Here is a 19,755-nt window from a genome sequence, read left to right as displayed (position 1 = left end):
AACGCCTGCCTCAGGCCAATTGCATCGAAGGCTACGAAGCGCTGCTGCCGTGGAACTGCAAACCCACAACGCCACTTTAAAACGCAAAACCCCACCAGCGGGAGGTGGGGTTTATGGAGCGCTTACGACAAATCACCGCCATTATGCTTTAGATAAAACGCTCTAAAGGCCGTCGGTAATTGCACACGGAACAACTCTTGGAACTCGTTCAGTTCCTGTACAGAAAGAGCCTGCTTGGAGTCTTCAAGTTTCAGTCGAAACACATGCATGCTTTAATGATCCATTGTGGAGTGGATTTAGTTTGGCTAGTCCATGGCGGTATTGTAGCTATAATGAATATAAAATATTGCAGAATTAGATTGGTTTATCCTCTATCAAAATCTTTCGGAAAAGTCCTAAAAATTTTAAATATACCTGTTCCCATTTTTCCAGTCCCCACTTTTTTTGGTGCCAAGCGGATGGGTTGAGAACTTTAAGGGTCAGCGTTCAAGGAGTAAGAGAAGTGACGAAGGAGTTTCTTTGAATTGGCATTTGTAGTTTACGAATTCAATGATAAATATAAGTGCTTCTCTCGTTTTTTGTTGAGCGCTAGTGACGTTTTTTGTTTGGATTATAATTTTTTCTGTCGGATCTAAACTTATTTTGGTCATGCCTTCCTTGGGGTAGCGTAAACCAAATAAACAGTCAATTACTGCGTCGGCATTTTTGCCATAACTGTCTGGGAAACCGAATTTTTCAGCTAAAGCTTCGTACAGTTGATCTACGTCTCTTATTTTAGAGAAGTCTAATTCAATAATTGCTTTTATATTCATCACTTCCACCCGCCTAGGTTGATTTCTATGAATGAGATCATAGTGATCTTGAGTGTAATAGACTTTAAATAGATCTGTCCCGTTTTTCCCGTTTTTCCTGTTGCTCCGGTAGGCCGTTGAAATTTGCGCCACCTCGGTGAGGCCGGCCAGAGGATTCTCAGGCTTATTTGATTCTTGCACTTACTTGGCTGGGCGATCCTTAAATAAATCTGTCCTTTTTCTTCACTGATTTTTGTGTGGGAAGATCACACACCTTTTTTCTTTTTATCCAAATAGAATTTCAAATACTTTTTCGGTCTTTCTTTGAATGCTCGCTCCTTACCGAAAGCGTAGGCGGCGTCAAAATATTGAAATGCCTTCTCTTCCTCATGAAGCTCGACGCAGACCATGCCCAAATCTATCAATGGCGCTGTATTGCGCTCCGAACTTCTACCATCTAGCGTGACTTGAGCCCAGGTTTTGGCAGTTTTGAAATCACCAGCGTCAAAATAGAAATTATAAAAAGAGCCAGCGATCCATCCAGTTAATAGTTTCCAGCCCAGTCTTGGCTCTGGGAGTAATGCCCACGCTTGCTCATAGGCAGCGAGGGCTTCCGGCTTTTTGCCGGCTTCATCCAATTCGTTTCCGGCTTCCATGATGGAAGATATTCTTACTTCCAAGTCCGGATTTTCTTCTGACAGATCTTTCATTGGTAATACTCTAACTTTGGATATTTAGGCTTCTCGACTTTAAATGAATCTGTCCCGGTTTTCTGGTTTTTCTTTTTCCCTTTGGTAAGTTTGAGCTCGCTTACTATCAGCTGGCCAGCGTACTCTTAAAAAGGCAAGGTGTTTTTGATGGCTGAAAATTTTTCCACTATGGCGCCTCTGTTGATTAAGTGACTCAATGCTTCATCGAGACTCGGAAATATCAGTATTTCTTCGTTTTCATCATCTTCAAGGACGTCCATTTGGGACTCGTCTACTGAGAAAAAATAGGTGTAATACAGGTTATTCTGTTTTTTTATGGCGTATTGAAATAGAAATGAAACCCCATCTATTTCACGTCTTTCCTCGTAGCCTCGGCGTTTTCCAGCGTTGAGTGCTTCTATGAGATTTTTCATGCTCTAACCTGTAATATCAATTCGGACCATTGTGCCATCGGCGCGCTTAATGTTGACGTGCGGTAGTTCACCGTGGCCTGTACCTTTCGGATCGTCGTGACCATAAACGCGACCTGTTTCTTTATTAATGGGATAATCTTTTCTATATCGTACTTTCCCATCTCTCTTTTTGAATTGGTCCATCTTGTTTTTCTTTCTTATACCTTGGGCGTCTTGCGATCCTATGCCTCTGACTTTTTGGCTGTTTGGAAATGCTTCTTTCAATAACTCGTTCGCTTCTTTTTTAGTTTTCACTTTCACGACGGTTTTTTGAGGGCCGTTACGCAGGGCGTCCACGTTCTTAGCGCAGGCTGCCAGGCCCAAGGGGTCTGACCACATGAATGGGTTGGGTGAGTAGGCATAGGTGTTTAGCCCTCCCGCCAACCCAATCGGATCCGGCGTAGTAAACCGCCCCACATCCGGATCATAAAACCTGAACGTATTAAAATGCAGCCCCGTCTCCCGATCCAGGTACTGCCCCTGAAACCGTAGGTTCTGTTCTTCAATGTAGTAGGGCTCGCGCACCTCCTCGACTGTGTTGCCCCACACCCGATAAGTCGCTCGCCATACATTATGCCCATCAGCCTCGGTCAGTTGCTCCGGCAGGCCGTTGAGGTCGTTGTGGTAGTAGCGAGTTTTTTGCAGCGCCCCGATGCCATCGACGCGGGCCAGGGGTTGGTAGCCTTCGTCTTCATAGAGATAGAGGCTGGTCTGGCTGTGCTTTTGCTCCTGTAACAGGCGTAAACCGTCCCACATGAATTGGGTTTCGCCCAGTGGATAGCCATTGCTGCCATGTTCGGTCTTGGCGATGCGTCGGCCCAGCGGGTCGTAGGCCATGCGCACCACGCTGCCGCCTGCATTGCGCACTTCAATTAGCCGGCTTTCGGCGTCGTACGCAAAGTGTTGTACGCCACGGGCGCCGCTGCGTTTTTCGATCATCCGGCCAAAGGCATCGTAGCGGTAGCGTTTGTCCTGATAGGTCAGCAGCTTGTTATGCACCACCAGCCCGGCGCCTGCCTGTGGGCCGTCCAGCAGGTTGGCGGCGGCGTCGTAGGCGAAAGTTTCGCGCTGGCCGTGCAGGCTGTCTTGGCTTGCGATAATGCGGCCGGTGGCGTCGTAGTGCAGCAGTTGGCGATGCTGCGTGGAGGGCTGCTGGTCGAGTTTGCCGATCAGGTTGTCGGCGGGGTCGTACTCGAACTGCTTTTGCGCAGCTGCGGGCATCAACGATGGCTGGCTGTTAAGGCGGCGTTGGCGTGAGCGCAATCGACCGCTGCGGTCGTATTCGCTGCGGGTGCTGAGCTGGCCTTGGGTGCGCAGTACTTCGCGGTGCAGGCGGTCGCGCTCGAAGTCGCTGATGACCTGGCCGTCGAGGTTGATTTGATGCAGGTGGCCGCTGCCGTAGTACAGGCGGTTGAGCCAGCGGCCGTCCGGTAGTTGGGTCTGGATCAGGTTGCCGAGTTCGTCGTAATGGTGTTGCAGGTTGCCACTGGCACTCTGTTCGGCAAGCAACTGGCCGACAGCGTCGTAGGCGAAAGCCAAGGCCTGGGCTTTGCCCTGCAAGTCGGTGAAGGTGACGGCTGTGAGCTGATCGACTGCATCGTAGCTGTAGTCGGTGCGGCCATCGTCGGTGGTTTTGGCGACCAGTCGGCCGACCGCATCGCGCTCCAGTCGGTGAACGATGGGCGTCGGCAGCGTCTTCGGGACCACCGCCAGGCCATTGCCGTAAGGCGCTGGAATCGCAGTCACCGCCGTGATGTTGTCGAGCAAGTCGTAGTCGTAGCGCTTAGCGCTGCCATCGAGGTCTTGCTGTTCAGTCAGCCGATCCCCTGCGTCCCACGCAAACCGATAGCTTTCACCGTTCTCATTGACCAGCGCTTGCAGCCGCCCGTAGCTGTCATAGCCGAACTGCACCTGCCGACCATGGGCGTCTGTGCGCTGGCGCACCTGGCCACGCCGGTTGTTTTGATAGAGCGTGGTGTGCCCGGCGGGGTCGGTATAGCCCACCAACTGCCCACTGGCATCGCGCTGGTATTGCTCGGTGCGGCCATCCGGCAATTGGTTGCTGAGCAGGCGCCCCTGTGCGTCATAACTGAACTGCGTGCGTTCACCGAGGGCATCGGTGATGACCTGTAAATAGCCCCGCTCGTTGTAGCTGAACCGCGTTGGGTAGCCCGAGCAGTCGATATGCTCGACTAACTGCCCGAACGGGTTCCAGCGCAGCTTTTTGCTTTTGCCCGTGACGTCGATGATCTCGACGACCTGGCCATGGGCGTCATAGCGATAACGGGTGACATGGCCCAGCGGATCAATGGCGACGGTGCAGTTGCCGCGCTGATCATAGCGGTAGCGCCAACTGTTGCCGGCGGCGTCGGTTTGCACCAACGGCAGGGCCCAGTGTTCCAGCCACAACGTCGAGTCGCTGCGTCCCAGCGGGTCGGTTTCGCCGATGAGGTTGCCGGCCTCGTCGTAGCTGTATTCATAGCGGCCGCCCTGCGGGTCGGTGGCGTTGAGTAATTGGCGCTCGTCGTTCCATTCAAACAGCCAGGTCTGGCCGAGGTTGTCGCTGTAGCGGGTGATCTGGTACTGGCTGTTCCAGTGGCGGGTGCTGACACGCTGCAAGCTGTCGGTAATGCGTGTGGTGCCGGCCTGCAGGTCATAGTCGAACTGGTATGCGTCGCCTTCGTTGGTCCAGTGCTTGACCACCCGCCATTCCTGGCCATCCATCAGGGCCCACTCGTAAAAGCAGTGCAAGCCGGTGGGCAACTGGTGTTCCACCATGCGCTGCCCGGTGTCGTAGGCGAAGCGCCGTTGCACCTGGCCGCTGGCATCGCGTACCTCGGCCAGGTTGCCGATGGCGTCGTAACCATAGCTGACGAGCACTTCTCGGCGTTGATCGGGGTATACGCGCTCGATGCGGGTTACGTGGAGCGGGTCGCGGATCAGTTCGACCTGCACCAGGTCGAAGGTGTCGCGCAGCCGCATCAGCCTCCCGGCCTCGTCATAATCAAGGTAGATGCGGTTGTCGTTGCGGTCACCCAGTTGGCTCAGGCGCAGCCGCGACGGGTTTGCCGGGGTGGGCTCGAACAAGCGGTACACACCATCGTCGCTTTCAATCAGCAACGGCCCATCGCGGTGGCGTCGTACAGCAAGCCCTTCACCGGCACTGAACACCGCGCCGCCCAAGGGGATGGTGCCCATGTCGATGGGCCTGCCCTGTTCGTCGGTGTAGATCAGGGTGTCGCCGCCCTCGGGATGCGGCTGGATCTCGACACACACCTCATACGGCACGCTCCAGCCAGTGCCGAACAGGCTGCCACGGCGTTCGTCGCGGCTGTTGTAGACGCGCTGCCAGTCAATCGGCAGCAGGCCGGGCAGGACGAAATCCAGATCGTCATCGCCGCCGAGCACCTTGGCCCCGGTGGCCGCATGTACCGGGTTCGACGAGCCCATGGCCGCGTTGGCCGCCGCGCCCATGGCACTGCTGACGGCCATCGACGCCGCCCCGCCAACCAGCATGCACGGCAATTTGCTGAAGAACTTGCCCTTGCCGCCCTTGAGCATCAGCAGCACCGTCACGGCCAGCCCGACCCCCGGGGTCTTGCCGCTGCGAATCTCGCGCACCACCACTGAACCGCCGCCGATGGTGACGTCGGGGGAGATCAGCCCGGAGGACACCACCTTCGCATCGCAGGTGCTGCGGTCACCGCTGCGCACGGCGGGCTGGCCGTTGATGGTCACCTTGGCCGAGCCTTCGGCCATGAACTGCGGCGGCATCGGTGGGTGCTTCATGCAAAGCACCAGGTCTTCGGGCTTGGTCTCTGTGCCTGGCGCAGGCGAAGCCACGGTGGGGCGCCACATCTGTGAGAAGAACTCGCCTGCCATGTCCAGGTAGCTGGCTTCTTCTTCCGGCGCCTGCATTTCCAGCTCGGTGCCGGCCGGTGCCACATGGGAAACAACCGCCCCGGCCGCACGGGCCGAGGGGATGTTATTGGTAAACGTGTCGAAGGAACCGGTGAGGATATTGGCCTGCACCGTGGGTGGGAACAGCGCGTTGCCGATGCCCTCGCATAAATTGCTCAGGCCCTTGTCGGCCCCGCTCTTGCTCATTGCAAGGCCCACGACCACGCCCACCACCGCGCCGAGGAGGAAGCACCCCAGTCCGCCCGTGACCACCGTGATCCCGGTGGCGGCGACTACTGCAGCGGTGGCCAGCGCCGTAATCGCGATATTCGCCGCCACCTCCAGCACGCCGCCGAGAATGTCGGCCATCATCGACGTGTGGTCCATGGCATCGCCCATGCGGGCGGCCCATAACGCGTCAGACATGCAGGAGGCCCATCACGCAGGCACGTCGAACGACAACGAGTTCTTGATGATCGCCCAATGCGCCGCCTCGGCATCACCCAGCTTGTCCGCCTTCACATAACTCAAGGCGAGCATCTTGCGCGTCCCCGGCAGCACCAGGGCCAACTGGTACTGGAACACCTTGTCGTTGCCCTTGTTGAACTGGCTGCGCAGCTCGATCCCTTCGACCTCCTGGGCGGTGCCCAGGCGTACCGGCACGCTGGGCAGGCAGCGCAGGTCCTGCACCTGTTTTTCCAGGCGCTTGAGCTGGTCGTCGAAGTTGCTGTGCAAGGTTTCGCCTTCCGCCAGCAAGCTGCGGCTGACGATCAGGGAGGTCCCCAGTTCCGGGAACTTGAGGATATTGATTGTCGCGTCCTGCAGCTCGCTGGCGGGCAGTTGAAACTGGAATTCGTTGATGCGGTACGTCATGGCAAACAGGTCTCGTCAGGAGCTTTTAGGCGCGGGGAATGCGGCTTTGATATTGGCGTCGATGCTGGTTTTTATGCCTTGGCCATCCGGTGTGGCGCCAGGCCCGCCACCGTTGTTCAGGTGCAGCACGCCGCCGGTGTTGAACTCGGCGTCGCCGCTGGCGTAGAAACTGATTTGCACGCCCGTGAGGTTGATCTGCCCGCTGGCGTTCAATTCGAGGATGCTTTCCCCGCACACCAGGCGCAGGTTTTCACCGACCTCGATGACATAGCTCTGGCTGATGCTGTCGGTTTTTTTCTGGCCAACGGAGAGGATGTCTTCCTGCTTGACGATGCGCAGGCGGTTGTTGCCGATGGTCACCGTCTCGTTATGCCCAATGCTCTTGTTGCGGTCATGCCCCACCGAGTGGCTTTCATCCACTTCCACCACGATGTCCTGATTGCGCTCGGCATGGATGTACAACTGCTCCAGGCCCTTCTTGTCTTCCATGCGGATTTCATTGAAGTTCGCTGGGCTGCCGCCTTTGCTGGAACGGCTTTTCATCCCGCTCTGGGTGGCGTTTTCCGGCAGGTCGTAGGGCACCGTCTGTTCGGCGTTGTACACCCGCCCGGTAATGATCGGCCGGTCCGGGTCGCCTTCCAGGAAGCTCACAATCACTTCCTGGCCAATGCGTGGGATCTGCATCGAGCCCCAGTTCTTGCCGGCCCAGGACTGCGAGACGCGAATCCAGCAGGAGCTGTTTTCATTGGACTGGTCGTGGCGGTCCCAATAAAAATGCACCTTCACCCGGCCATATTGGTCGGTCCAGATTTCCTCGCCCTTGGGCCCGACCACCAGCGCGGTCTGCGGGCCTTTGACGATGGGGCGATGGGTATTGGCCAGTGGGCGGAAGCTCTGTTGCGCGTCGATGCAGGTCAGGCTGCTGTCGAACTGCGCCGACGCCGCGCCGCCACCGGATTCCAGGCGTTCCTGGGTGATGTAGTAGCGGGCACCGAGGATCAGGTATTCGCGGTTCTGGTCGCGGCGGCTGAAGCCGGTGAGGCTGAACAGATGGCCGGAACCCAGGCCCCGGGCGTTACCGCTGAACTCCACTTGTTCGTGCAGGGTTTGCAGGGCTTCGATGCGGGTGCGTGCGTAGTGTTCGCCGTCTTCGCTTTTGACGTAGGTGCCGGGGTAGTCGTACAGCGGATAATCACCGGCGGTGTGCGGGCGTGGCATGGCCGAGCGCACGTCGATGCTGGCGCTGGGGCGCTGGAAATCGTAGTCGTTGAGCTCCAGGGAGCCGGGCTGCACTTCCTGCGCCAGGTGCCAGTTGTGCATATGGTCGCGTTCGCGCTGTTGCTCGTCCTTGGGGTAGTAAGGCACCGAGGTGTAGCCGGGCACCGTGGCGTGGGCGCCATAGGCGTCGGCCAGCACCAGCACATGGCGGTCCTGCTCGTGGCGGAAGAAGTAGTAGATGCCTTCCTGTTCCATCAGGCGGCTGACAAAATCGAAGCTGGTCTCGCGGTACTGCACGCAGTATTCCCACTCGCGATACGGCCGGCTCAGGGCGTCTTCAAAGTCGGAAAAGCCCAAGTCGCGGAACACCTGCTTGATGATCTGCGGGATGCTCAGGTTCTGGAAAATCCGGCAGTCGGAGGTGCGGCTCAGCAGCCACAGCCATGGGCGCAATGTCACCTGGTAACTGGCGAACTGGCCCTGGTCGATGTTCTGGCTGCAACGGGCGACGAGCCCATGGAAATACCGCTCGCCGCCGTCCGCCAGTTGCAGGCCGACACTCATCGGTTTGCCCAGCAGCTGGTTGAGGTCGATGTTGGCGTCCAGCGAGTTGAGTTGCAGCTCGTAGTTGAACAGCCGTCCCAACTCTTCGCCGCCACCCATTTCATTGAGCAGCAGCACATCCGGCCCCAGGGGGCTGGTGATCTTGGCCAGGCGTGAGGCTTGGTTGAAAAGCATCGGTTGTCCCGTAAGTGTCGTCTTTACTGACGAAACCGAATCAACTGTAGGAGCTGGTTCTATGTGGGAGCCGGCTTGCCTGCGATAGCATCAACTCGGTATGTCTGTCATACCGAGTTGATGCTATCGCAGGCAAGCCAGCTCCCACACTGAGCACATTCCAGCAGTCGTTATCCGGCGTCGCTGAAGGTGTAGTGCAATTCGTTATCCCGCGTACCGATCCGCACCCCCGCCAGCGCCTTGCCTTCGAGCATGCGCGTAAGGAACTCGCGGCTCATGTCCGGCAGCAGGCTGTTGGTGAGGATGGTGTCGATCATCCGCCCGCCACTTTCGGTTTCGGTGCAGCGCGAGACGATCAGGTCGATCACCCCGTCGTCGTAGTCGAACGCGACTTTGTGGGTGTTCTCTACACGCTTCTTGATGCGGTCCAGTTGCAGGCGGGTGATCGCCTTGAGCATCACGTCGCTGAGCGGGTAATACGGAATCGTCACCAGGCGCCCGAGCAGGGCCGGCGGGAAGATCTCCAGCAGCGGCTGGCGCAGGGCCTTGGCGATGTCTTCCGGGTCGGGCACGTTTGCCGGGTCTTTGCAGACGTGGGAAATCAGCTCGGTGCCGGCGTTGGTGGTCAGCAGGATCAAGGTGTTCTTGAAGTCGATCACCCGACCTTCGCCGTCCTCCATCACGCCCTTGTCGAACACCTGGAAGAAAATCTCATGCACGTCTGGGTGGGCTTTTTCCACCTCGTCCAGCAGCACCACGCTGTAGGGTTTGCGCCGCACGGCTTCGGTCAGCACGCCGCCTTCGCCATAGCCGATATAGCCCGGTGGCGCGCCCTTGAGGGTGGACACGGTATGGGCTTCCTGGAACTCGCTCATGTTGATGGTGATCACGTTCTGCTCGCCGCCGTACATGGCTTCGGCCAGGGCCAGGGCGGTTTCGGTCTTGCCCACGCCCGAGGTGCCGGCCAGCATGAACACGCCAATCGGCTTGCTCGGGTTGTCGAGGCCGGCGCGGGAGGTCTGGATGCGCTTGGCGATCATCTGCAACGCATGGTCCTGGCCGATGATGCGCTTTTTCAGGTGCTGGTCGAGGTTGAGCACCGTCTCCAGTTCGTTGCGCGCCATACGGCCCACCGGGATGCCGGTCCAGTCGGCAACCACCGAGGCCACAGCCTGGTAATCCACGGTCGGCAGGATCAACGGAGTTTCACCTTGCAGGGCGCTGAGGCGCTGTTGCAGGTCCACCAGTTGTGCGCGTAAGGCGTCGTTGCCGCTGTCGACAACGCCAGCCTTCTCGCGCAGGGTCGCCCGGGTGGCGAGCAGCTCGTCCACCAGGGTTTTCTCGTCGGCCCAGCGGCTTTCCAGGGTTGCCAGGCGCTCATGCTCGGCCGTCAGCAAGGCTTCGCTGTGGGTTTGACGAGTGCCAATGGCAATACCGATGGCATGCTCGCGGGCGATGATTTGCAGCTCGGTTTCCAGGGCTTCGATACGGCGGCGACTGTCGTCCACCTCGGCCGGCACCGCGTGCAGGCTGATGGCGACGCGGGCGCAGGCGGTGTCCAGCAGGCTCACGGATTTATCCGGCAACTGGCGCGCCGGAATATAGCGGTGGGACAGCTTCACCGAGGCTTCCAGTGCCTCATCGAGGATCTGCACCTGGTGGTGCTTTTCCATGGTCGAGGCCACGCCGCGCATCATCAGCAGCGCCTTGTCTTCCGACGGCTCGGCCACCTGCACCACCTGGAAGCGGCGGGTCAGGGCCGGGTCTTTCTCGATGTGCTTCTTGTATTCGGCCCAGGTGGTGGCTGCCACCGTGCGCAAGGTGCCACGGGCCAGGGCCGGCTTGAGCAGGTTGGCCGCATCACCGGTGCCGGCGGCGCCACCGGCACCCACCAGGGTGTGGGCCTCGTCGATAAACAGGATGATCGGTTTTGGCGAGGCCTGGACGTCTTCGATGACCTGGCGCAGGCGCTGTTCAAATTCGCCTTTCATGCTGGCGCCGGCTTGCAGCAGGCCCACATCCAGGCTGCGCAGTTCTACATCTTTCAGGGCTGGCGGCACGTCGCCGGCGACGATGCGCAGGGCAAAGCCTTCGACCACCGCTGTCTTGCCCACCCCGGCCTCGCCGGTGAGGATTGGGTTGTTCTGGCGCCGACGCATCAGGATATCCACCAGTTGGCGGATCTCTTCATCACGGCCCACGATCGGGTCGAGCTTGCCGCTGCGCGCCTGCTCGGTCAGGTCCACGGTGAAACGCTTGAGGGCTTCCTGCTTGCCCATGGCACTCGGGGCCATGGCGCCGCTGGCTTCGCCCGGCACGGCTCCGGCGTTGAAACCGTCGCTGGCACTCAGGGCATTTTCCGGCGAATCACCGACGTATTCGTCAAAACGCTCGCTCAGGGCCTCGGCCTTGATCTTGTCGAACTCGGACGACAAGCCCAGCAGCGCATGCCGCAGGCTCGGCGTCTTCAAAATGCCCAGCACCAGATAGCCGGTGCGCACCTGGCTTTCGCCAAACATCAGGCTGCCGTACACCCAGCCGCGTTCCACGGCTTCTTCCACATGGGACGACAGGTCGGTGATCGAGGTCGAGCCCCGGGGCAGGCGGTCCAGGGCCTCGGTCAGGTCACGGGCCAGCCGCGCCGGCTCGAGGTTGAACTGGCGGATGAGGCGATGCAGGTCCGAGTCCTGCAGTTGCAGCAACTGGTGAAACCAGTGGGCCAGCTCCACGTAGGGGTTACCGCGCAATTTGCAGAACACCGTGGCGGCTTCGATGGCCTTGTAGGCCACGCTGTTGAGTTTGCCGAACAGTGCGGCGCGACTGATTTCACCCATGCTCTGGATTCCTTGAGGTGGTGGCCTGATCGGCGTAATGCCGGGCCAGGATTAGGTCGTTGGCGTCGTGCCCGGGTTGGCCGAGCCACGTGTTGAAGCCCAGGCGGAACTGGCCGTTGAGTTGCAGCGCCGGGACTTCGGGTTGTTGCAGAACCAGGTTCAAGTCCCAGTCCAGTTCATGGCCCAGGTACTCGGCCACCCAGGCCACCAGTTCATTGAACGGCTGGCTGCCGGGCAACATGCCCATGTAGTCGTCCAGCGTGAGCGGGCCCAGGCGGATGCGAAATTTGTGCTGGCGGTCCCACACATGGCTGCCCAGGCAAAAGTCCACCCCCAACTGATTGGCGCTGACGCTGACCCGGCTGCGTTCGGGCAGCTCCAGCCATTGGCCGACGTACTCTTCAATCTCTACCGGCAGGCCGAAATACTCGCCGAGAATCGCCTTCAGGCCGTCCGGGTAGCGGGTTTGCGCCGAGAGATGGCCGCTGTAGTGCAGCTTCGCCGTGTCCGGGATCAGGCCCTGCTCAAGCAGGCTGGGCATACCCCGGCCACTCAAGGCGGCGAGGCGCGCGGACCAGTAGTCATCGTCGGGCCGGTCATGGCTGACGGTTGGCCGCGCTTCGGCCCAGGCCCGGTAGAACAGGGTCAGCAGGCGGTGATGGAACACATCCAGAAAGCGCTTGCTGGTGCTGTCGGCGTTGTTGCGCTGGCGTTCGCGCACGTACTCGGTGATGTGCAGCGGCAGCGGGCCGTTGGGGCCGCCGAGGCCGAAAAAGAACTGCTCCAGGCGCGCAGGTGTGCCGTCGCCGCCAGGGCTCACCGAGGCCAGGGTGGCCGGGGCGAACGTGCAATCAGCCTGTTGCCCGAGGCGCAACGGGTCATCGGCCAGGCGCAGGGAATGCCCCAGGCGCGGCAGGTGGGGCGATTCGCACTCGATACGGCGCAGCGCCTGGAAGAAGTCATATTCCCAGGGCTCCTGGTGCATCGCCTCCAGGGTACTCACAGGGTCGGACGCCGTCCGGGCTTGGCTTTCCATCGCATGATCTCGCCGCGTTCGGTGGTACGGATCACCGTCTCGGTAAAACTGTTGATCGACACATAACGCGCCAGGAACCGTTCCAGCACCGCACCGAGCAGGAACACGCCGGTGCCGCGAAACGCGTTTTCATCAAATTCCAGGGTGATTTCCAGGCCACGGCCAAACACGATCGGGCCGGGCATCGGCAGACGGCGGGTCACCGCTTTGCTGCTGACTTCGCGCAGGCCTTCGATCTGCAATTGCAGGGCGGCGTCGTTGCTGTCGCCGTACAGGCGCAGCAGTTCACGCAGCGCGGCGGCACCCTGGCCCTCGCTGAGGGACAGGTAGTTGAGCGACAACTGGCTGATCAGGCGCCAGGCCTTGGCATCATGGGCGTGGCTGGCGCGCGGGCGGCTGGGCCCGGCGACGCAACGCACCGCCAGCACCGGGGCGCTGTCGGCCAGGGTGAAGTCGGTCTTGCCGTTGCCCACGCTCATGAACAGTGGCAGGTCGCGGTTGGTGCACAGCGCGGTCACGCCCAATTGGCGCAGGTCGTGACGGTAAGGCGCCTGCTGGCTGTCCACCAGGCTGACAAAGGTCTCGCTGCCCACATAGGTGGAGCGCGGGCCATTGCGCCGCTGGTCGCTGGACAGCACCCGTGGCTCGCGGCGCACGCTGTAGTAAGACTGGTCGCGACCGTAGCGTGACGGATCACGCACGGCATAAAACGGCAAAAAGGCTTGTTCCGGCCCGCTGCCATGGCCGGTGATGCCGCTCAGGGAGTGAATCTCGAAGTCCATGGGCCGGGTGCGGTCGGCAATCACATGGTGTTCGTTGACCCGCTCGGACAAGTGAATCCGGTCCACGCGCTTGGGGAACAGGTTGATCGCCGGGGTGCAGAACGGCACGAATTGCGCGGCGCCCACACTGCCTTCCAGGCTCGGGTCGTGGCGGTCGAACAGCACGACCAACTCCAGCTCCTGGCCATCGCAGCGCTGTACGGCGCGGCTCAGCGCGGCGAATTCGACGAACAGGTAGCGATGGGGCAGGGCGAAGTATTCCTGCAGCAGGCGATAACCCTGGAACGCTCGCGAGACCACTGGCATCGCCGCCTCGGCGTCGTCGAACCCGCGCGGCCGTAGGGCGTCCTGCGGCAGGCGCTCCACCCAGTCACCGCCGGGCTGGCGCGCAAACACCGCGCACACATTGCCCAGCAACTGCTCGTAGAGGCGGAACGGTTGCTCATCGGCGCCGCTCAGGTACAGCGGCAGGTTGTCCAGGGCCAGGCTGTTGAAGGGCAGCTCGGCGCCGGTGCGCAGGGTCAGGCGCAAACCAGCCTTGGCCTTGGGTTCGCTGGCGGCCAGGCGCCCGAGCACGGCGGACGGGTTGCCGAAGTAATCGGCCTGGCTGACCTGCAACGGCCACAACATCACCGGGTGCGCGGTGCGGTACTCGCAGCAGGTCTGGGTTTCGCGGCCCAGGGCGGCGCGCAGCACGGTATCGCGGGGCAATGGGAAACCGCTGGCCAGCGAGCCCTCATCGGGATCGGCCTGCAATTGCACCACGGTCATCGACGGGGTCGGCGCCAGATAGTGCGGGTAGGCGATTTCCAGCAGATTGTGGGTGAAGGTCGGGTACTCGGCATCGAGCTTGAGCTGCACCCGGGCGGTGAGATAAGCGAAGCCTTCGAGCAAACGCTCGACGTACGGGTCGGCACAGTCCATGCCGGACAGGGTCAGCCGACTGGCGATCTTCGGGTATTCCTTGGCGAACTCCGCCGCGCTCTCGCGCACGTGGTGCAGTTCCTGGTTATACAGCTCCAGCAGGCGCGGGTTCATGGGCGCCTCCGCTGGTCGGCGTTGACCACGCGCACATGGCCGGACTCCAGGTCCAGATCGGTTTGCAGCAACAGGCGCAAGGGCACCGGCTGCGCCCACAGGTCGCCTTCGATCTCGAAACTCAGGGCGTTGTGATTCATCTCGCCATGGGCCACCCGCGCCTTGACCCGCAGGGTGTGGCGCAGGATGCGCGGCTCAAAGGTGGCAATCGCCTGGTAGATCAAGGCTTCCAGGGCATTGATATCGACGCTCGACGCACTGTTGCCCGCCAGCGCCGGCAGCCCGTAATTGACCACTGACGTCCCGGCCGGGGTATGCAGCGTGGCATCGGCGTTGAGCAGCGAGGTGGTATTGAGCAGCCACGCCAGGTCCCGCAGCACCGAGGCTTTGAGCTGGGTCAGGGACAGCACGCGCTTGTCCGCGCTTTCCTTGGGATTGCTCGGCTCGTCGTCGGTCAACCGGTCCAATAGGGACGGTTGCAGGCGGTCGCGGGTGGCGATTTCGGTTACCACGTAAAGGGCGCTACATACATTTTTTGGTCGCCACCTGAGCCGCAGGCCGCAAAGGTGCTAACTGCCCCGGCCTCAAAAGTCCCATGAAACTGGCGAACAGCTTGCATCTTGCTGAGGCAGTCATGGCTGGGCGCGGGCATTTTATCGCTACGCCAGACCGCAAAAATCGGGGTGTTGTTGAACGTCTCTACCCGCAGCTTCTGCTGTGCATCCAGGCTGAAGCTGCAAGGCCATTCCATGTCTAACTGCATGCGGGTCTGGTCGGGTTTGACCAGCGTGCAGCGACCTTGATCGTCTACCAGGCTCAGCGGCTGATCGACAAATATCGCTTGTGTGGCAGCGGTTGGCGTAGGTGCGTCTTCTGCCGCGCATGCATTCAGGCTCACAAGGCTCGCGGCCAGGACGGCAACAACAAAAGGCCTACGCATTACAAAAGCTCCCAGAACCAGATTTCCTTGGCGCTTGAGGACAGATCACCACTCTTGGTCAGGCCACGGTTCCACAGGTCGATATGGTCGCCAGTGGGCCGGCCAGCCCGATCAGTATTGGTCTGGTAGCAGTCCTTGAAGAAAATAATGCCGGTCTTGCCCCGTAATATGGCGCGGTCGGCCACACTAGTGGTGTAGGTTTTTGGTGGGCTGAGCTGACGTTTTTTCGACAGCCAGTGCGCCAGCGATTCTGCGCCTCGGGCGTGTCCGTGCACACAGAGCGGGCCGAGGTTATAGGTCGACGAGTTGACCGGTAGCGTGCGTTCGCCACACAGCGCAATGCTCACGCGAATAGCGCACTGGTTTGCCCAGCCATCGTTGCACGCAGGGTCGGCATAGGTGTAGCGCGGATAGCTGTTCCACAAATTAATAAACGAAGGTTTGGCCATGACTCAGATACCGAAAAGAGGAAGGTCGAAATTCGAGCAAGCACCAAAAACCCCCGGCGTGTGGCGCCGGGGGTCTTCGTATCAACGCTTGGTGTTGGAACGGATATTCCAGCCGAACTTGATCGGGCCGCCGTCCTTGGTGCCGTCGGCTTTCTGCGGCTGGTAGTCGACCATCACCTGGGCAAAGTTCAGGGTGACGTTTTCGGTCAGGCGATCATCGCTGCCCGAACCGCCGGTGCTCAGGGACGTGATCAGCACTTCTTCGAGGTTGATGATCATGTACTCGACCTGGCTTTCGCCGCCGGCCTTGCGCACGGTCAGCTTGACCTTGTCGATGTGCTTGCCGCTGGCGCAATGCATCATCAGGTTGGGCGAAGCCTTGTCCACGTACTTGGTCAGCGACAGGTCCTGGATATTCACCTTGCCCGCGCCGCCGCCACTGCCAACGTGCATGTTGCCGGACTGGGCCATGCCCCAGCTCCAGTTCAGCACGTCGATTTCGTCCTTGTGGGCCTTGTCCATGGACTCGCCCTTGATGTCGCCGATCTTGATGAAAATATCAACAGCCATGTTTTCTCCCTGTGTGGCCGATGCCACTTGATTGGGTGATCGTTCCCACGCTCTGCGTGGTAACGCATCCTGTGACGCTCTGCGTCACTGGGACGCAGAGCATCCCGGGCGGCATTCCCACGCGGAGCGTGGGAACGAGCGAATTGCTTACGCGCTTTTTGCCGAAGGCAGTTTCGATACCAGGCGCAACGACACGGTCAGCCCTTCGAGCTGGTAGTGCGGGCGCAGGTAGAACTTGGAGTTGTAATACCCCGGGTTGCCCTCGACGTCCTCCACGATCACCTCGGCGGCGGCCAACGGGTGCTGGGCCTTGGTGGTTTCGGTGGAGTGCGCAGGATCCCCGTCGACGTAGTTGAGGATCCAGTCCTGCAACCAGCGCTGCATCTCGTCCTTCTCTTTGAAGGAACCGATCTTGTCGCGCACGATGCACTTCAAGTAGTGAGCGAAACGGCAGGTGGCGAACAGGTACGGCAGGCGCGCGGCCAAGTTGGCGTTGGCGGTGGCGTCCGGGTCGTCGTATTCGGCCGGTTTCTGCAACGACTGGGCGCCGATGAACGCGGCGAAGTCGGTGTTTTTCTTGTGCAGCAGCGGCATGAAACCGTTCTTCGCCAGTTCCGCTTCACGGCGGTCGCTGATGGCGATTTCGGTCGGGCACTTCATGTCCACGCCACCGTCATCGGTAGGGAAGGTGTGGGCCGGCAGGTTTTCCACTTCACCGCCAGATTCCACGCCACGGATGCGCGAGCACCAGCCGTAGTGCTTGAACGAACGGTTGATATTCACCGCCATCGCGTACGCGGCGTTGGCCCAGGTGTACTTGGAGCTGTCGGCACCGTCGGTGTTTTCTTCAAAGGCGAAGGCTTCCACCGGGTCGGTCTTGGCGCCATACGGCAGGCGCGCAAGGAAGCGCGGCATGGTCAGGCCGATATAGCGTGCGTCTTCCGATTCACGCAGCGAGCGCCAGCCGGCGTATTCCGGGGTGGTGAAGATCTTGGTCAGGTCACGCGGGTTCGACAGTTCCTGCCACGAGCCCATGCCCATCACGGTCGGCGACGCGGCGGCGATGAACGGCGAGTGCATGGCGGCGCAGACTTTCGACAGCTCGCCCAGCAGTTCCACATCGGGTGGCGACTGGTCGAAGTAGTAATCGCCCACCAGGCAACCGTATGGTTCGCCGCCGAACTGGCCGTACTCTTCCTCGTACATCTTCTTGAAGATCGGGCTCTGGTCCCACGCGGTGCCCTTGAATTTCTTCAGGGTCTTGTGCAGGTCGGTCTTGGAGATATTGAGCACGCGAATCTTCAGCTGCTCATCGCTCTCGGTGTTGTTGACCAGGTAGTGCAGGCCGCGCCAGGCGCTTTCCAGCTGTTGGAAATCCGGGTGATGGATGACCTGGTTGACCTGGGCGGTGAGCTTGGCGTCGATGGCGGCGATGATCGATTCAATCGACTTGATCGCGTCGTTGGACACCAGGTCCGTCTGCGCCAGGGCCTGCTCGGCCAGGGTGCGCACGGCGGTCTCGACGGCTTCGCGGGCACGCTCGGTCTTGGGCTTGAATTCTTGCAGCAACAGCGAGGCGAACTCGCTGGTTTCTTCGGTGGCGCCCAGGTTCTGTGCGCCTTCGCGGGCGGTATTCTCGCTCATGATTACTGGTCCCCAGCAGGTTTGGGCGCGCTCGCAAGGGCCTGCAGCAATGCCGGGTCCTTGATCGCCTTCATGATGATTTCTTCAGCGCCAGTCTTGCCGTCCATGTAGGTCAGCAGGTTGGCCAGCTGGGTACGGGCTTCGAGCAGCTTGTTCAGCGAGTCGACCTTGCGCGCCACGGCAGCCGGGCTGAAGTCGTCCATGCTTTCAAAGGTGATATCCAGGCTCAGGTTGCCTTCGCCGGTCAGCTCGTTGGGTACGTGGAATGCCACGCGCGGCTGCATGGCCTTGAGGCGTGAGTCGAAGTTGTCGACGTCCACTTCAAGGAACTTGCGGTCTGCCACCGGAGCCAGAGGCTCGGCGGGCTTGCCGGCGAGGTCGGCCATCACACCCATCACGAAGGGCAGCTGGACCTTTTTCTCGGCGCCGTAAAGCTCGACGTCGTACTCGATCTGCACTCGAGGCGCGCGGTTGCGCGCGATGAATTTCTGAGAACTTTGCTTCGCCACGTTGCTGCTCCTGGTCGCTTGAGCGACGGTGTTGTTACTGCAAAGCCTGGCGACTTACTCGCCGTCCGGGCCGCGCAGGTTTTCAAATTGGGACATGCCGTCGGGAATCAGATTGCGCACGATGGCCGCAAAATCGGCGTGCACCAGGTTTTTCGCCCGGTTCAACAGCACCGGCAGCGGGCTGGAAGGCTCGTGCCGGGTGTAGTACGCCAGGATCCGGTCCAGCTCGCGCAGCACCTCGTCGCGGCTGGCGATCTCGCCAGTATTGCGGGGTGCGGCAGGGGCGCCAGCGTGTCCGACCGAGGCGTGGCTGTCGTCACTGACCACCTCGGGTTCACGGCTGTCGCCGCTTTGCGCTGCGAACTGGCTGAAAATCTGCAGGGCCTGCTTGAGCAACTGCTTGAGCGCGCCGAGGTCCACGCCCTGGGCGGAACCGACTTGCTCGCTGACATATTTTTCAATGGTTTCACAGGCCGCACGGGCCTCGACGAGGGCGGTGTGGGTGGCTTGCAGCTGCTCTGGGTCGCTGTCGAGAAAGGCCCCGGCCAGTTGCTCGGCGCCGAGGCTTTCGCCGGGAAACCCTTGCAGGCCGCTGGCATTCAGGGCACCACGCAGGCTCACGGGGCCGAACGCTCGCGAGCGCGTGAGGACGCTTTCGCGCAGCAGGCGGATGTTCGTGTCGCAGGTCAAGCCGGCGAGGGCGTTGATGCGCACGGTGGGGTCGTTGCCGTCATCGGCATCCAGGCGCGGATGCAGCTCGGCCCAGTACTGCTGGAGCAGTTCGCTGATCAGGGTCAGGGCGCTGGCCAGCCCGCCGACGCCTTGCAGGGCGAGGGAGCTTTGCAGCAGGAAATGGGTGATGCGCAGGTCTTTGCTGCGTTGCAGCAGGTCCAGGCTTTGTTGCTGGATACTACGCCACTCGGGTGGCTCGGCGGGCAAAATGGCATCGCCCATGCTGCGCTCGGGTTGACCCTGGGCAGCACGTTCCAATTGCAGGAAATCCGCGTCATATTCCAAGTCTTCGCCACACGGCGAAGTCGCGCAAACAGCGGCGAGCAGCAACGGCACATCCACTAAATTCGATCTCCATATCGCCCAGTTAGTCTCGGGCAGTTCATGCGTTAGTTGCGCAGCTAGTTGCGCACTTTATCGGCATGGTTTCTTGGTCGGCTCAGCGCATTGATTTCAATGTGCCACTACTTATCTTCAAGAAGTTGTGCATTTTTGGTGTAGTAGTTAGGCGTTGTCAAGGTAAGCTATTCGTCCCATGT

Annotated in this window: 17 protein-coding genes; all 17 read right to left on the bottom strand. The window is 60.3% G+C overall.

The genetic code is table 11. The features are described 5' to 3' along the window. Positions 1–122 precede the first annotated feature (122 nt). The 17 genes from BLL38_RS16255 to tssA all read right to left on the bottom strand — a co-directional run bounded on the left by BLL38_RS16255 (position 123) and on the right by tssA (position 19,558). Entirely contained in the window at positions 123–269 is a 147-nt protein-coding gene (locus BLL38_RS16255; RefSeq protein ID WP_242627613.1) for an SMI1/KNR4 family protein, read from the bottom strand. Between the two features lie 210 nt (positions 270–479). Then, positions 480–992 carry a barstar family protein gene (locus BLL38_RS30125; RefSeq protein WP_083743071.1) on the bottom strand — a complete coding sequence of 171 codons (513 nt, stop codon included), beginning with the start codon at positions 990–992 and terminating at the stop codon, positions 480–482. 65 nt (positions 993–1,057) lie between these two features. Continuing rightward, positions 1,058–1,501, bottom strand: coding sequence for a hypothetical protein (locus BLL38_RS16245; RefSeq protein WP_076963471.1), 444 nt, complete (start codon positions 1,499–1,501; stop codon positions 1,058–1,060). Between the two features lie 125 nt (positions 1,502–1,626). After that, positions 1,627–1,914: a hypothetical protein gene (locus BLL38_RS16240; protein ID WP_076963470.1), complete on the bottom strand. Its 288-nt coding sequence runs from the start codon at positions 1,912–1,914 to the stop codon at positions 1,627–1,629. Between the two features lie 3 nt (positions 1,915–1,917). Beyond that, on the bottom strand, positions 1,918–6,279 hold the full coding sequence (locus BLL38_RS16235) for an RHS repeat-associated core domain-containing protein (RefSeq protein WP_083743070.1): 4,362 nt from the start codon (positions 6,277–6,279) through the stop codon (positions 1,918–1,920). Between the two features lie 12 nt (positions 6,280–6,291). Next, positions 6,292–6,726 carry a DcrB-related protein gene (locus tag BLL38_RS16230; protein ID WP_076963469.1) on the bottom strand — a complete coding sequence of 145 codons (435 nt, stop codon included), beginning with the start codon at positions 6,724–6,726 and terminating at the stop codon, positions 6,292–6,294. Positions 6,727–6,741: 15 nt separating this feature from the next. Next, positions 6,742–8,682: a type VI secretion system Vgr family protein gene (locus BLL38_RS16225; protein WP_076963468.1), complete on the bottom strand. Its 1,941-nt coding sequence runs from the start codon at positions 8,680–8,682 to the stop codon at positions 6,742–6,744. A gap of 170 nt (positions 8,683–8,852) precedes the next feature. Further along, positions 8,853–11,516 carry a type VI secretion system ATPase TssH gene (gene tssH, locus BLL38_RS16220; RefSeq protein ID WP_076963467.1) on the bottom strand — a complete coding sequence of 888 codons (2,664 nt, stop codon included), beginning with the start codon at positions 11,514–11,516 and terminating at the stop codon, positions 8,853–8,855. Further along, the gene (gene tssG / locus BLL38_RS16215; protein WP_076963466.1) at positions 11,509–12,552 is read right to left on the bottom strand and encodes a type VI secretion system baseplate subunit TssG; all 1,044 of its coding nucleotides are present in this window, start codon (positions 12,550–12,552) and stop codon (positions 11,509–11,511) included. Before tssG ends, tssH begins: the two co-directional genes overlap by 8 nt. Continuing rightward, positions 12,516–14,372: a type VI secretion system baseplate subunit TssF gene (tssF, locus tag BLL38_RS16210; RefSeq protein WP_076963465.1), complete on the bottom strand. Its 1,857-nt coding sequence runs from the start codon at positions 14,370–14,372 to the stop codon at positions 12,516–12,518. Before tssF ends, tssG begins: the two co-directional genes overlap by 37 nt. Continuing rightward, positions 14,369–14,884: a type VI secretion system baseplate subunit TssE gene (gene tssE, locus BLL38_RS16205; RefSeq protein WP_032856764.1), complete on the bottom strand. Its 516-nt coding sequence runs from the start codon at positions 14,882–14,884 to the stop codon at positions 14,369–14,371. The genes tssF and tssE overlap by 4 nt, the downstream gene beginning before the upstream one ends. After that, positions 14,878–15,312 carry a hypothetical protein gene (locus tag BLL38_RS16200; protein ID WP_076963464.1) on the bottom strand — a complete coding sequence of 145 codons (435 nt, stop codon included), beginning with the start codon at positions 15,310–15,312 and terminating at the stop codon, positions 14,878–14,880. Before BLL38_RS16200 ends, tssE begins: the two co-directional genes overlap by 7 nt. Next, positions 15,312–15,761, bottom strand: a complete 450-nt coding sequence (locus tag BLL38_RS16195; protein ID WP_076963463.1) for a type VI secretion system amidase effector protein Tae4 — start codon at positions 15,759–15,761, stop codon at positions 15,312–15,314. Before BLL38_RS16195 ends, BLL38_RS16200 begins: the two co-directional genes overlap by 1 nt. Positions 15,762–15,842: 81 nt before the next feature. Beyond that, entirely contained in the window at positions 15,843–16,331 is a 489-nt protein-coding gene (locus BLL38_RS16190; RefSeq protein WP_029289879.1) for an Hcp family type VI secretion system effector, read from the bottom strand. 147 nt (positions 16,332–16,478) lie between these two features. Continuing rightward, positions 16,479–17,975: a type VI secretion system contractile sheath large subunit gene (gene tssC / locus BLL38_RS16185; RefSeq protein ID WP_076963462.1), complete on the bottom strand. Its 1,497-nt coding sequence runs from the start codon at positions 17,973–17,975 to the stop codon at positions 16,479–16,481. A 2-nt stretch (positions 17,976–17,977) separates the two neighbouring features. Further along, positions 17,978–18,484, bottom strand: coding sequence for a type VI secretion system contractile sheath small subunit (gene tssB, locus BLL38_RS16180; protein WP_010168268.1), 507 nt, complete (start codon positions 18,482–18,484; stop codon positions 17,978–17,980). 54 nt (positions 18,485–18,538) lie between these two features. Continuing rightward, positions 18,539–19,558: a type VI secretion system protein TssA gene (gene tssA, locus BLL38_RS16175; RefSeq protein WP_076963461.1), complete on the bottom strand. Its 1,020-nt coding sequence runs from the start codon at positions 19,556–19,558 to the stop codon at positions 18,539–18,541. Positions 19,559–19,755 lie beyond the last annotated feature (197 nt).

This window comes from Pseudomonas gessardii, assembly GCF_001983165.1.
GTDB classification, from domain to species: domain Bacteria; phylum Pseudomonadota; class Gammaproteobacteria; order Pseudomonadales; family Pseudomonadaceae; genus Aquipseudomonas; species Aquipseudomonas gessardii.
Note: the sequence above shows the minus strand (reverse complement) of the source record. Positions and strands in the feature narration are given on the sequence as shown.